Below are 13,372 nucleotides of genomic sequence, written 5' to 3' on the forward strand. Positions count from 1 at the left end.
GGTTGCAGGGCAGGAGGAGCGGGAGGTCAGCCGGCATTGCGAAGACGCGTGGCGCAGGCCTGAAGCGGGACCATTTCACGGTAGCAGGAGGCGGTCAGCGTCGCCACTTCGTCCCAACCCATCAGAATGGCAGGGATGTCGGCCTCCGCATGCTCACGCGTGGCGCCATGATCCCCTAGTCGTGCCGCCAGTTCCTCGACATCGCCTACCGGGAAATAGCACTGCTCCGGCAGGTCCAGGTCGAGGTTGGGCTGAATGTCGCTCAGCAGCACCGGGCAGTTGCAGGAAAGCGCCTCCAGCGCCGCTATGGGAAGGCCCTCGTGGAACGAGGGGAGCACGAACAATGAGGCGTTGCGATAGAGCACCCCCAGGGTCGAGCGTGTCTGCATGCCAAGCATCCGCACGTCCGGGGCAGCTTCCTTGAGCAGACGGTCCGCGAAAGCGTCTCCCTTCTTTCCGGCTCCGGCGATGACAAGCGTTCGTTCGTCGCCGCTCCTGCGGAAGGCCTCGATCAGGTAATCGAGCCCTTTCTCCGGCACCAGTCGGGCGACGCAAAGAACGAACCTTCCGGGCTGCAGCTGAAGCTCCCGCAGCACCTCGGCTGCCGGACGGTCGGGCGGATCGGGCGGGCTGACGCCGTTGGGGATGAAGACCGTCTTTTGCGCGGCGAAAGGGTAGCGCTGCTGCATTCTTTGCGCGAGCGAGGGAGAGACGCAGATGATGCGATCCGCGAAACGCATTCCCATCTTCTCTCCAAGGACCAGCATGCGGCGGGCTAGCGCACCCCATTTCGCCCGGTCGTAATCCGCGCCATGGTGCGTAAGCAGTACGCGCATCCCCAAGACCTTGGCGAGAGGCGCGAGGAGTGCCGGCCCCACGGCATGGATATGCAGCGCTTCTGCCCCTCGGCGCCACGCGTGAAGGACACCGATTAAGGTGGAGACCAGAGCCTCGGAGGAGGTGGTGTCCGGGGCATAGAGAGGAGCCAGACCGACGCCGCGGAAGCTGCGGAGAGCAGGGTCGACGTAGGCTGCGCGGCAGCAAACTTCGATGTGTATGTCGGGATTGATCCGGGCCAGGCGCGGCAGCAGTTCCTCGCAATGGGTCTCGACGCCGCCCATGACGCCGGGGATGCCGCGAAGACCGGTGACGAAGACCTTCATGCGCAGGCCTCCTCGCGACCGCCCAGTGCCGTTGAAACAATGCGCCGGCGGAACATCTCGACGGCATGTTCCATTGAGAAGGCCTCCACCCTGTCCGAAGCCTCCCGGGAAACCTTCTCACGCACGCCCGGATCAAGGAACCGGTCCATGCATCTGGCCATCGCCGCGTCGTCGCTCATGGCCACGAGCACGCCGCCCCGGCCCCACGCCACGTCGCCATAGTCAAGTTCGACACCCAGTATCTCGGCAGGTCCGGAGGGGCAGTCGGTGGCGATCACCGGCAGACCGGTCGCCATCGCTTCGACCATTGCGTTCGGAAAACCCTCGGCGTTGGAGGTCAGCAGATACCCTCCGGCCCGGGCGAGTATGGCGTGCGGGTTGGCCACGAACCCCGCGAAGTGGACACGCGGACCTAGACCCAGTTCCTGAGCCAACGCCTCCAACTCCGCGCGAAGCGGACCTTCGCCAAGGACCAGCAGCCTGCCCGCGATGCCGGAGCGGGAGAGCGCGCGAATGGCCATCGCCGTGTTCTTGTTGGGAACGAGGCGGCCCATCGTGACGAAGTCATCGGAGGACACCGCGATCTCCGGTTCCTGCGCTGCAAGCTCGCGTATTCCTGCGACGTCCACCGGGTTGTAGATCACGCAGGTTCTTGCACGGCTGACGGCGAACTCTTCCTCCAGCCCATCAGCCACCCCTTGGGATACGGCGATAACCTGCTGCGCCCGGGGATAGCAGTTGCGGATCAGGAAACGGCTGATGAATGCCAGCCGGCTCGTCGCCAGATGCGCGCTCGTGTGGACGCGCTCACTGACGATCGCCGGCCGGCCGACCGCCTGCATCGCAACGATCGTCGCGATGTTGGCCCGCGACAGGAACGAAAGGGCGATATCGGGTCTCAGGCGGCGTACCAGCTTGTACAGCCCCGCGATACTGCGGACGATGCCGCCCTTGGTATCGAGGCGCACCACGCTGACACCATCGGGGAGGGTGTAAGCCTCGTGGGGCTCCTCGTCGAGCAGGACCACCGTGATGGAAAGTTCTTGCGACTGGCTGTGCAACTGGCGGACGAGAGTGGAAAACACACGCTCCGCCCCCCCGCCGGCAAGCGAGTTTATGACCATAAGAGCCTGGAGAGGTGCCCGTCCTGCCATCGCTTGCTGCCAACCTTCCTGAGTTCGTCTCAGGCTAGAGCGGTCAGTTCAGCTTCACGACTCCACCATAGGGATGGACCCGAGGGTCAAAAGGGGTGGCGGCCCTGCATTTTCGAGAAGGTTGGCCGGACGGGGCAGGGCCTGATTTCTTGGAGAAATCAGTGATGCGCTTTGGCAGATGGGCCGGACGTGTGGCAAACGCTCCGGCCCATCCCTTACCAAAGTTCATTTCGGCGGCGTGACGCCGTTCCGTTCGAGGAAGTTGAAGATCGAGGTCCACAGATGCACGCTTATGCGTGGGCCGCGAACCGCGTGCGTCTGACCTGGATAGAGCATCATCTCGAACGGGGTGGCCTCGGCCTGCATCTTAGCGACCAAAGTCGTGCTGTTGTCGAGGACGACGTTGTCGTCGGACATGCCGTGGATGAGCAGCAAGGGGTCCGTGACCTTGCCGGCGTTCTCGAGTGTGTTGGCCTTTCGATAGGCGCCCGGGACGCGGCGCGGGTCGCCCATGTAGCGTTCGGTGTAATGGGTGTCGTAAAGTTCCCACTTCGTCACCGGAGCACCGGAAATGCCTGCAGCATAAAGGCCGGGGTCCGCCTGCAGCATCTTGAGCGTCATGTATCCGCCGTAGGACCAACCGTAAGTCGCGATCTTGTCGGGATCTACGAAGTCGAGCGTCTTGAGATAGTTGGCGCCGCTTTTCTGGTCCTCGACTTCAACCGATCCCATCGCTTCGCGGATCTGCGATTCGAACGCCACGCCGCGATTGGCGCTGCCGCGGTTGTCTATGGCGAAGTAGACGTAGCCTCTGTCGACGATTGCCTGCGGCAGGGCACCATCCCACGCCCGGCTGACCGTCTGGACGTGCGGCCCGCCGTAGTGCTCGAAGAACACCGGATAGCGCGTGCCCGGCTTAAGCGGCGGCGTCACCATCATCCAGTGCAGGTCGGAGCCATCGGCAGCCTTGATCGTGCCGAACGTCGTGGGGCGGTGGCTTGCGACATAGGGGGCGTAGGGGTGGTCTGCGTCCAGCCTGTTTTCTTCGACCCAGGCAAGGCGCTCGCCTTCCTTGTCCGCGATGTAGGTTTGCGAGGGCTGGGTCGGGGAGGAGCGGGTAATGAGCAGAGTGGCGCCGTCAAGGCTGGCGGAGGCAGCGTTTGACCAGCCCATCTCGGTCAATCTCTGCGGTGTTCCGGGCTTGGCCAGGTTGACCGCGTAGAGCTGAGGCGCCAGCACATCGTCTCGATTGCCGACGAACAGAACCCGTCCGTTCTTTTCATCGACGGAAACAAGCTTGGTGACGACCCACTTCCCGGACGTGATCTGTTTCCACTTGCCCTCGCGGAAGTGATACAGATGGCCATAGCCATCCCGCTCGGACCACCAGAGCAGGCTTCCGTCGGACAGGAACCGGTAGTTGTCCGTTAGATTGGTCCAGCTGCCCTTCGAGGCGGTCTCCGTGAAAAGAACCCGGCTGCGGCCAGTCTGCGGATCGACCGCCAGCATGTCCAGCCGGGTCTGCTCGCGGTTCTGGCGCTGCACGTAGAGGGTCTTGCCGTCGCGCGCCCAGTCGACGCGGGCGACATAGATGTCGCGGTCCGCGCCGAGATCCACATCCACCCGATGGCTGCCGTCGGGCTTCATGACGTGAAGGGAAACCACTGCGTTGGGTGTGCCCGCCGCAGGGTAGCGCTGCTGGTATGTGCGGGTGCCTTCCGCGCCAATAGCGGTGCGGGTGACGACGCCCACGTCGGCCTCGTCGTAGCGCTCCACCGCGATCCAGGCGTCGTCAGGTGACCACCAGTACCCCGTCATGCGGCCCATTTCCTCCTGGGCCACGAACTCGGCCTCGCCCCAGTGCACGGTCGAGGACGTTTCCTCGGGCGTGATGGGCCTATGGCTCTCGCCCGTAAGCGGTCCGACCCAGAGGCGGCCGTCCCGGACGAACGACACCGAAGTTCCTTTTGGGCTGAGAGCGGCATTGAGTTCGTCTTCGGCGGAGTTCGTCAGGCGGCGGACACTGCCGTCGACATCTGCCAGATACAGGTCGCCATCCAGCGGCACCATCACGGCCTTGCTGTTCTCGGTCCAGTCGTAGGCGATGATACCTTTCAGGCTGCCGACCCGCTGGCGCTCACGCTGCATCTTTTCCGCTTCGCTCAACTCGCGCCCTGAACCGAGCTTCAGCGAATCGACGAGCATGCGCCATTCGCGCGCGGTTCTGTCGAAAGCCCAGAGATCGTAGCGGTCCTTGTCGGTCTCCCGGTTGCGCAGCAGCGTGATGTAACGCCCGTCCGGTGAAACGCGCACGGCGCGCGGCATCGGCCCGTCCAGCGAAGGGCTGGCAAAGACGCGCTCAAAGGTCAGATCCGTAGAGGACACGGCGGGAGCACTCCGTTCGGCGGTGGCAGCAAGGGCTGGGAAGCACATGGCGGCAGGAAGCGCTGCCAGGATGCAGGCGCTCAACAGACGGATTCGGTTCATGTCCTTTCCCTAGAGCCGTGCTGAGGACAGGGAAAGTGGTGAGGCCCCTATCTGTCTGCTATGTCCACGAAATGACGATCTCCCCATGCTTCCCGAAGTCCGAGCCACACGACTCCCGGTCATCCTTGGACAACCTCGATTTCGTGGTCGTCGACGTGGAAACCGCCTGCGCCCGGGTCAGCAGCATCTGCCAGATCGGCATCGTGGGGTTCAAAGACGGGCAGGAGGTCTTCGCTTATGAGACGCTGGTGGATCCGCGCGACGAGTTCGCGCCGTTCAACGTCGGGATACATGGGATCAGGCCGGATCATGTAGCTGGGAAGCCCACCTTCGGCGATATCCATGGTGTGATAGACGGATACCTCGGTAACCGCGTTACAGTGGCTCACTCGTGGTTCGACAAGGGCGCGCTGGCCGCGGCCTGCCGTCTTGGAGACCACGCGCCGATCGCCGCGCGATGGCTGGACAGCGTCAGGGTCGCCAAGCAGGCCTGGCCGCAGCTGGCCAACCACAAGCTGAACGTCCTCTCCCGCTTTCTGGGCATCGAGCACCGGCACCACGACGCACTCAGCGACGCGCGCGCCGCAGGGTGGGTGATCATCAAGGCCATCGAGCATACAGGGATCGGCCTGCAGGGATGGTTGGCGAACTCCACGCCCCCGCGCGCCAAGCCACCGGCGCCGGCAGACGAAGGGCCGCTGAAGGGTGAGCGGGTGGTCATCCTTGGAGAAGAAGCCGATGGCAGACTGGCCGCCTTCATTGCGTCCAGGGGCGGGCGGGTCGTACGCTCGGCCGGTAGCACGACCACGATCCTGGTGATCGCGACGGCACAGCCATATGGCCGCTGGGTCGGAACAAGCCGGCTCTATCGGCGGGCGAAGGAACTGCAGGAAATGGGGCGTCCGCTGAGCATAATCAGCGAGGAAGAGCTGCGCAGGAAGGTCTGTGCGGAAGCGGTTCCCGCCTGACGTTGCACAAGTGCGGTTCGGTCAGCGGATCGTCGGCGGCGGTGTCAGGATGATGACCGGAGGCTTCTGAACGGGCGCTGTGACAAGCACGGCGGGACCGCTCACCGCTGGCTCGGCAAACTCGGCCTGCTGCACATCGGCGGCCGCATCTTCCGCAGCCTCTGCAACCATCTCCACGGGACGGTTGCCGATCATGTGGGTGGCTGGGCGCAACGGGTCTTCCTCGTCACTGAAGGCCAGTTGCTCATCGAAAGAGGCATAGTCGGCCTCCTCAGCCTTCGCATTCGCGCCGAAAAGCCAGTAAGGCGCACCCGAAGCGACGTCGGCGTCGATCACGGGCTCGGGTGCGCCATCCGCTTCCGTCCCCGTGAGTGCGAGGGTGATGCCATAAGCATCAAGCGGACTCTCATCCAGGCCGGTCATCCGGGTGGGAACAAGGCTGGAGGCGACAAGTCCCAGGACAGCGGCGCAGGATGTCCCCAGCAGCATTTTCGGCCATAGGTGCATCGCCTTTCTCCCGTCTAGCTACGGAAGATCAACGCTTTGGTTCAAAACCCGTTCCGAAAAGGCAGGCTCTTGGGATAACGAATGGAGCCAGCTTGCGAGCGGCGCGCTTCGTCAGCCACGGCAGCCGGTGGCGACTTCAGGCCGGTTCAGTCTGGCCCGTCTGGAAGAAACGCTGGATCGTATCGCGGGCGAGTCTTGCCGGGCGGCGGGTGTCTGCATCGATACAGCACCAGCTTGATTTCACCTCCGCCAGCACTTCTTCGCCGCGGCGGATGACCGTTTCGTAGAATGCGCGGGCCCCCTGCACCTTTTCGAGGAGCACGGTAGCGATCACATCGTCGTCGATGAAGGCGGGGCGGCGATAGGTTATCTCATGCTTGAGCGCCACCCAGAGGTGCCGGGCGACAGCGTCAGACGGGGCAAGGGCGCGCCAGTGATCGAGGACGGCAGCCTGTACCCACTTGAGGTAGCTTGCGTTGTTGACATGCCCCATGAAGTCGATGTCTTCAGCATCGATTCCAACAGGGTAGAAATGGGGGATGGCGGTGCTCACAATGGCTCCTTGTACCATCCCGGCGGCTCGAAAGGTAGCGCAAAGAGTCCCCTCGGGCGCCGGATGGATAGGATTTTCTCTTGGCGACACAGGAGCGAGACGCCTGTGCCAACGAATTCCGCGCAGAAGGAAGCGGCCGCTTCCCCGTCACGGACCTGCCGGATCGAAACCGCAGGTTCAGCCGGCGAATCGGCTCTTTGGTATGTGAGTGATCCGGCAGGCCAGATCGGCTTCCCCGGAAGCGACCACATAGTGATCCCCCGCGTCCGCGATGCCGGTGGTGAAGACGACGTCCCGCAGGTACATCAGGTCCTCCAGCGGCCGGGTCAGCTCGGCGTCCGGTTCCAGCAGCGGCTCGTGCTCCGTCCGAAGAACACAACTGGGATCGTTCTTGTCGAGCAGGGACCAGTAGGTGCGGTAGACGCCCACCACCTCCTTAGGCTCCACGCCATGCCACAGCGTCAGCCATCCTTCGTCCGTGAGAATGGGCGGCGTGCCGCCCCCCATGCGGGCCGTTGCGACGGTCGCCGCGTGCGGACGAATGCCGGGCTTGTGCCAAGGCTTCCAGAACAGGGCATCGGGAGAATGCGCCAGGTTGATGGAAGGACCCGCCCGCCACTCGCTCCCGGGTGGGTAGGCAAAGTACAGATCGCCCAGCGGCCGCGTCTGTGCCCAGTACTGTCCCTCCATCAGGCCTTCGAAGATCAGCATGTCCTTGTTTTGGTGATCCAGGACGATCGCTTCGAATGTCCAGTCCAAGCCGTCTTCGGAGCTGTAGAGCGTGGTCGAGTGCCGCTCCGGGCTGACCGAACACGTGGTCATGAGATATCGGTCGCCGACCCGGCTGATGCGAGCATCCTCGACTCCGTAGCACTGGAAGTCGTACGCAGGCGCAATCGCACGGTCGTAGTGGAATGCAACGATCTCCAGACCGTCAGGCGAAAGCTCCACTGGAAGCAGCCATGAAAGCGATGTCAGCGCCATGATGCGCCACCCTCCTCCGCGCAGCATGAACTTGCGCGGATCGGCGGTGTCAACGTATTCCAACGGCCAGGCGTCGAGCACGTAGCGGCCCCTTGCGCTGTCGGATTCCCAGCGGATGGCATGCACGTGGCCGCTCCGCACCGGGTGACGGAGGGCTTCTGCGATGCGAACCATGGCAAGAAGGTTGCCGTTCGCCAGACGGGTCAGTCCCGGGTTGAAGGCGCCAAGAACATACGTTTCCGCGTCGAGCTGCCCCGCCAGCGGCGAGCGGGAAAGGTCGACGTCCTGCGGAGTGATGACGAGGCGATCGACCAGATATTTCATCGGATCACATCCTCAGGAATTTGTGTGGCTGCTCCGATCATCGATCGCCCCTCATCTTGTATGCCCGGCAGCATGGATCATTCCGAAGACGGTTCGCCGCTCGCGGCTTCTCGGCCGGCGTTCCGACGTAAGGCATCGCGATCGGGCACCTTGCCTCCGGCTGGAAGCTGGCTGTCGTCCGCGCCGGTGGCCCAGACTTCATCCCCGTCCGGAGCAAAGGGTTTCGCTTCCTTGCCGGCCACGGCTTCACGCAGTTCCTGCTCGTTCACCCGCTGGGCGTCGACGCCGTTCAGCACAGGAGCAGAGGCTGCGTCCGTCTTCGCGGCTTCGGCTCGGCTTGCGGTGGTCTTGTCATGCATGGGGCATCTCCTCCCGCACAGAACCGCGTCAACGCACGCGATGTTCCCGGCTGTTTAAGAAGGGCGAGAGGAGTCCCCTTTCCGAACGGTCGAAGTCAGGCAAGGTATGGGATACCACCGGAGCGATGTTATTCGGCTCGCATTGACGCAATCATGTCAAATTGACACGATCATGTCATGAGCAGACATCCGCTTGTTCCTCTTGTCGACGAGACACTTCGCCTGAGCAGCCGGTTGCGCAGCGTCTTTGCCGATGCACGCAAGGGCTGCGGGTTGAATGACAGTGAGCAGATGGTCCTCAACTCGGTGGTTGAGGCGGCTCGGGCCAACAACCGCGCACTCACCGTCGCCCAGATAGCCCGCTCCATGGGCTATGATCGCCAGCTTGTGCAACGCGCCGCCAATTCCCTGCGGCAGGCGGGGCTGATCGAAGCTGTGGCGAACCCCGACCACAAGCGTGCGGTGCTGCTGGGACCGACGGCCGAGGGTCTCGAGCTCAAGAGGCGGATAGACATCCGCGCCGATGCGATAGCGGCTGAGTTGATGCCATCTCTGGATGAAGGGCAAGTCAGCGACGCAACGGCGATACTGAACGGGCTGCGCAAACAGATCGAGGCGCATCTCAGGACTGCGGGCAACCCCCGAGGAGACGACCATGGAAGCTGACCTCGATCAACTTGCGCCCATCGGTCCGCTGACCGACTGGTTGGACGCGAACGTCCCCGAACTCGGCCGTGGGCCGCTCAGGACGTCGCTTCTCTCCGGGGGCACATCCAACGTGGTGCTGACCCTCGACCGGGGGGAGAAGCCAATGGTGATGCGCCGTCCTCCGGCCGTTCCTCCGCCGGGGGCGGAGAAGGGCGTTCTGCGCGAAGCGCGCGTCCTCACGGCCCTGGGGGCAACGCAGGTTCCCCACCCCCACTGCTACGGTTCCTGCGCGGACACGGCCGTCGTCGGCGCGCCCTTCTACGTCATGGAGAGGGTGGCGGGATGGGCCCCAAATCTGCGGGACGAGAAGATCCACAATGAACCGCCGTTCAATGCGATGCCCTACGAATATGGCATTCCCTTCGCCATCGTCGACGGACTCATAGCTCTGGCGAATGTCGATCATGAAGCGATCGGGCTGGGGGATTTCGGCAAACCGGGCAAGTTCCTGGAGCGGCAGGTCAATCGCTGGGCTGGCCAACTCGCGTCCTACAAGGAGCGCTACGGGTATGAGGGCCGCATACTCGAAGGCTACGCCGAAACAGAGGAATGGCTCCGCCACGCCCGTCTCCCGGACGAAGTGCGCGGCATCATTCATGGCGACGTGGGAACGCCCAACATGATGTTCCATCACGGCCCACCAGCCCGGCTCGCGGCGATGATCGATTGGGAGTTGTCGACCATCGGCGACCCGATGATCGATCTCGGCTGGTTCACGGGAGGTCTTCGCGACGAGGAGGACCCGTACAAGGAATTCCCGACCGCGTTGAACAACCCGGCGAACCTGCCCACCAAGCAGGAACTCGCCCGCTACTATTGTGCGGGGACCGGCAGGGATATCCGGGACTTCGAATGGTTCTCCATCCTTGCCAAGTTCAAGTCCGGCTGCCTCCTTGAATACAAGGTTGCCCAGGCGGAAGCTGGCATTCTGCCGAAGGAGACGGGGCGCTTCTTCGCGCGGATCGTGGAGAATTGCTTTCGTGAGACGGCGGCACAGATCGCGCGGCAGGCCTAGTCATAACAAGAGCGTAGCCGCCGCCTGCAGCGGCCGAGAGGATGTCATGATAGACTTTTCCATAGAACCTGAATTCCAAGCCAAGCTCGATTGGATGGAGACATTCGTCCGCGAGGAATGCGAGACGATGGACCTGCTCTGGCCCGGCAATTCGGTGAACTTCGAAACGCATCGGAGCGACGCAAGACGGCACCTGAAACCGCTTCAGGAGCAAGTGAAGGCCAGGGGGCTTTGGGCCTGCCATCTGGGTCCCAACCTCGGCGGGCCGGGCTACGGCCAGGTCAAGCTGGCCCTGATGAACGAGATCATTGGCCGCTCCTCCTGGGCTCCTACGGTGTTCGGCACGGCAGCGCCGGATACCGGTAACGCCGAGATCCTGGCTATGTTTGGAACGGCTGAGCAGAAGGAGAAGTACCTTCAGCCGCTCATGGACGGCGATATCGTCTCCTGCTTCTCGATGACCGAGCCGCAGGGCGGTGCTGATCCAGGTGAGTTCACCTGCCGCGCGACAAGGGTGACGAACGACAGCGGCGAGGAGGAATGGGAGATTGAAGGCGAGAAGTGGTTCTCGTCCAACGCGAAGCTCGCGACTTTTCTGCTGGTGATGGCGGTCACCGATCCGGCCGCGCCTCTTACAGAGCGGATGAGCATGTTCATCGTGCCGGCCGACACGCCCGGCATCAGGATCCTGCGCAACGTGGCGATTGTCGGAGACACAGACCCGGAAGAAGGGCACCACGCCCATATCCACTACGACAAGGTGCGCATCCCTGCCGATCATATGCTGGGGGAGTTTGGAGGCGGCTTCAAGGTTGCGCAGGCGCGCCTCGGCGGCGGGCGCATCCACCACGCCATGCGCACTGTCGGGAAGTGCCAGCGTGCCCTCGAGATGATGCTGGAACGCGCCGTGTCGCGCAGGACGCGCGGGAAACTCCTGGGTGATCACCAGATGGTCCAGTCCAAGATTGCCGATTCAATCCTTGAGATCGAGCAGTTCCGCCTGCTGGTCCTCAAAACGGCGTGGATCATCGACGAGGTTGAAGCGGGCAGGATGCCGCACGGCTCGGCGCGCAAATGGATCGGCATGTGCAAGATCGGCCTCGTCAAGCTGTACCACGACGTGGTTGGCCGCTCGCTCGAGCTTCATGGATCGCTCGGCATCTCGCTCGATATGCCGCTGGCACACTGGTACGCCGGGCACTGGTCACTGGCCTTTGCCGATGGCCCGACGGACGTCCACAAGTCGCAGCTCGCGCGGGCCTATATGAAGACCACGACGCCTGCCGACGGGCTATTCCCGACCGAGTATATCCCCACGCGTACGGCCGAGGCCTTGAGGCGATATCCGAATGCAAGGGAGGCCTGAAGTGGACCCACTGTTCGACTTTACGGGCAAGGTCGCTCTCGTGACGGGCGGTTCCCGCGGACTCGGCTACCAGATGGTGCGGGCTTTCGCGGAACGCGGCGCTGACGTTATCGTCGCAAGCCGAAAGCTGGATGCCTGCGAAGCGGTGTGCGAGGAGATGCGCGCGCTGGGATGCAAAGCTCTGGCGATCAGCGCCCATGTCGGCCGCTGGGAGGACTGCGAACGTCTTGTCGAAGAGGCGTGTTCGCGGTTCGGCATGATCGATATTCTCGTGAACAATGCCGGTATGAGCCCGCGGATGCCCAGCCACGAGGTTTCGGAAAAGCTTTTCGATTCCGTGCTGGGTCTCAACTTCAAGGGGCCGTTCCGGCTATCTTCGCTCGTGGGCAAGCGGATGTTCGATCGGGCCGAGGCGGGTGGCGCCGGCGGCTGCATCATCAATGTCACTTCCTCCGGTTCGATGATGCCTCTGCCGCAGGTCGTGCCGTATGGCTCATCCAAGGCCGCCTTGAACGCGATGAGCCGATCGCTGGCTTGGGAGTATGCACCGCATGTGCGCGTCAACACGCTTTCGCCGGGCGCCTTCCGGACCGATATCGTCGAGGCCTGGCCGGACAAGGGGCAGGGGCCTATCCCGATTCCCCGCGGCCACGCTGCCAACCCCGAAGAAATCATCACGGCAGCTCTGTTTCTTGCCAGCCCGGCTTCGGTGAACGTGACGGGTTCGCTGGTACGCTGCGATGGCGGCCAACATTAGGGAGGGTTTCATGCCGTCAGCTGTCATTGGGCGTAGCTTCGGGCCGCCCGAGGCCTATGCCCTGGAAGCGTTCGACCCGGGTCCGCCGCAGGAAGGAGAGGTCCGCGTCGCCATCAAGGCCGCAGGGGTGTCCTACGTCGATGTCCTCACCGCCATGGGCCGGTACCAGTTCAAGCCACCTTTGCCCTTCATCCCGGGCAGCGAGGCGGCGGGCGTGGTGGAAGCGGTCGGCGCGGGCGTCACTCACCTGAAGGAGGGTGACCGGGTCTTCTGTGGCGGTATCGGCGGGGTCTTTGCGGAAGCGAACCGGTTCAAGGCGGCCGGTATGACCAGGGTGCCTGACACCATGAGCTTCGAGGAAGCTGCCGTTTTCGCCGTGAATTATCAGACTGCATGGTACGCCCTGACCGATCGTGGACGAGCGAAGGCGGGAGAGACCCTGCTTGTGCTGGGCGCGGCCGGTGGGACGGGTTACGCGGCGATACAGGTAGGCCGGCATCTGGGAATGCATGTCATCGCTTCCGCTTCAACGCCGGAAAAGCGGGCACTCGCCAAAGCGGGAGGCGCTCACGCCACCGTCGTAACGGGGGCGCAGGACTGGCGGGAGCAGGTCGCTGCCGCAAACGGCGGCAGGCCGATTGACGTAGTCTTCGACCCGGTCGGAGGCGACGCCACGGAACCTGCTTTCCGCAACCTCGGCTACGACGGCCGGCATCTCGTCATCGGTTTCACCGCCGGCATCGCGGCTCTCCGTACTAATCTGCCCCTGCTCAAGTCGTCGAGCTTGATCGGAGTGCAGATGCGGGATCATGCACTCAAGCGCCCTGCCGAAGCAGAGGCCATGCGCCGTGCCGTCATGGAGCTTGCGGCACAAGGCGCATTCTCACCCGCCATAGCAGAGCGGCGTCCGATTTCGGACCATGTTGCGGCTATGTACGCGGCGTTTTCCGGGAAAGCGGCAGGCCGCGTTGTCCTGACCATGGACTGAACGAGCTACCCCGCCGCTGGCCCGAAGCGCCCGATGGCG

At 63.5% G+C, this 13,372-nt stretch carries 13 protein-coding genes; 6 read left to right on the top strand and 7 right to left on the bottom strand.

Annotated features, from left to right (window positions below; genetic code table 11):
* Positions 1-26: 26 nt before the first annotated feature.
* The 3 genes from C2R25_RS19850 to C2R25_RS19860 all read right to left on the bottom strand — a co-directional run bounded on the left by C2R25_RS19850 (position 27) and on the right by C2R25_RS19860 (position 4,804).
* Complete coding sequence (locus C2R25_RS19850) at positions 27-1,163, bottom strand: glycosyltransferase family 4 protein (protein ID WP_103730843.1); 1,137 nt, start codon at positions 1,161-1,163, stop codon at positions 27-29.
* The gene (locus tag C2R25_RS19855; protein ID WP_158250731.1) at positions 1,160-2,287 is read right to left on the bottom strand and encodes a glycosyltransferase; all 1,128 of its coding nucleotides are present in this window, start codon (positions 2,285-2,287) and stop codon (positions 1,160-1,162) included. Before C2R25_RS19855 ends, C2R25_RS19850 begins: the two co-directional genes overlap by 4 nt.
* Positions 2,288-2,542: 255 nt before the next feature.
* Positions 2,543-4,804 carry a S9 family peptidase gene (locus C2R25_RS19860; protein WP_103730845.1) on the bottom strand — a complete coding sequence of 754 codons (2,262 nt, stop codon included), beginning with the start codon at positions 4,802-4,804 and terminating at the stop codon, positions 2,543-2,545.
* 125 nt (positions 4,805-4,929) lie between these two features.
* On the opposite strand from C2R25_RS19860, the gene C2R25_RS19865 reads away from it, so the two are divergent.
* Positions 4,930-5,772, top strand: coding sequence for an exonuclease domain-containing protein (locus tag C2R25_RS19865; RefSeq protein WP_103730846.1), 843 nt, complete (start codon positions 4,930-4,932; stop codon positions 5,770-5,772).
* A 21-nt stretch (positions 5,773-5,793) separates the two neighbouring features.
* Here C2R25_RS19865 and C2R25_RS19870 read toward each other — a convergent pair whose 3' ends face one another.
* From C2R25_RS19870 to C2R25_RS19885, 4 genes are all read right to left on the bottom strand, one after another.
* Positions 5,794-6,279: a hypothetical protein gene (locus C2R25_RS19870; RefSeq protein ID WP_146049705.1), complete on the bottom strand. Its 486-nt coding sequence runs from the start codon at positions 6,277-6,279 to the stop codon at positions 5,794-5,796.
* Positions 6,280-6,415: 136 nt separating this feature from the next.
* Positions 6,416-6,832 (bottom strand): thioesterase family protein, encoded by a 417-nt coding sequence (locus C2R25_RS19875; protein ID WP_103730848.1) that lies wholly within the window; start codon positions 6,830-6,832, stop codon positions 6,416-6,418.
* A gap of 177 nt (positions 6,833-7,009) precedes the next feature.
* Positions 7,010-8,140 (bottom strand): glycosidase, encoded by a 1,131-nt coding sequence (locus tag C2R25_RS19880; RefSeq protein WP_103730849.1) that lies wholly within the window; start codon positions 8,138-8,140, stop codon positions 7,010-7,012.
* Positions 8,141-8,217: 77 nt separating this feature from the next.
* Positions 8,218-8,499 carry a hypothetical protein gene (locus C2R25_RS19885; protein WP_103730850.1) on the bottom strand — a complete coding sequence of 94 codons (282 nt, stop codon included), beginning with the start codon at positions 8,497-8,499 and terminating at the stop codon, positions 8,218-8,220.
* A 177-nt stretch (positions 8,500-8,676) separates the two neighbouring features.
* Between C2R25_RS19885 and C2R25_RS19890 the strand changes: the two genes are divergently transcribed.
* The 5 genes from C2R25_RS19890 to C2R25_RS19910 are packed head-to-tail and all read left to right on the top strand — an operon-like array spanning position 8,677 to position 13,333.
* Positions 8,677-9,165 (top strand): MarR family winged helix-turn-helix transcriptional regulator, encoded by a 489-nt coding sequence (locus tag C2R25_RS19890; RefSeq protein WP_103730851.1) that lies wholly within the window; start codon positions 8,677-8,679, stop codon positions 9,163-9,165.
* Entirely contained in the window at positions 9,155-10,222 is a 1,068-nt protein-coding gene (locus tag C2R25_RS19895; protein ID WP_103730852.1) for a phosphotransferase family protein, read from the top strand. The genes C2R25_RS19890 and C2R25_RS19895 overlap by 11 nt, the downstream gene beginning before the upstream one ends.
* 46 nt (positions 10,223-10,268) lie before the next feature.
* Positions 10,269-11,588 (top strand): acyl-CoA dehydrogenase family protein, encoded by a 1,320-nt coding sequence (locus tag C2R25_RS19900; RefSeq protein ID WP_103730853.1) that lies wholly within the window; start codon positions 10,269-10,271, stop codon positions 11,586-11,588.
* A gap of 1 nt (position 11,589) precedes the next feature.
* Positions 11,590-12,345 (top strand): SDR family NAD(P)-dependent oxidoreductase, encoded by a 756-nt coding sequence (locus tag C2R25_RS19905; protein ID WP_103730854.1) that lies wholly within the window; start codon positions 11,590-11,592, stop codon positions 12,343-12,345.
* A gap of 10 nt (positions 12,346-12,355) precedes the next feature.
* Positions 12,356-13,333 carry an NADPH:quinone oxidoreductase family protein gene (locus C2R25_RS19910; protein WP_103730855.1) on the top strand — a complete coding sequence of 326 codons (978 nt, stop codon included), beginning with the start codon at positions 12,356-12,358 and terminating at the stop codon, positions 13,331-13,333.
* The last annotated feature ends 39 nt before the right edge of the window (positions 13,334-13,372 follow it).

It is taken from the genome of Novosphingobium sp. HII-3, assembly GCF_002916655.1.
GTDB lineage: Bacteria > Pseudomonadota > Alphaproteobacteria > Sphingomonadales > Sphingomonadaceae > Novosphingobium > Novosphingobium panipatense.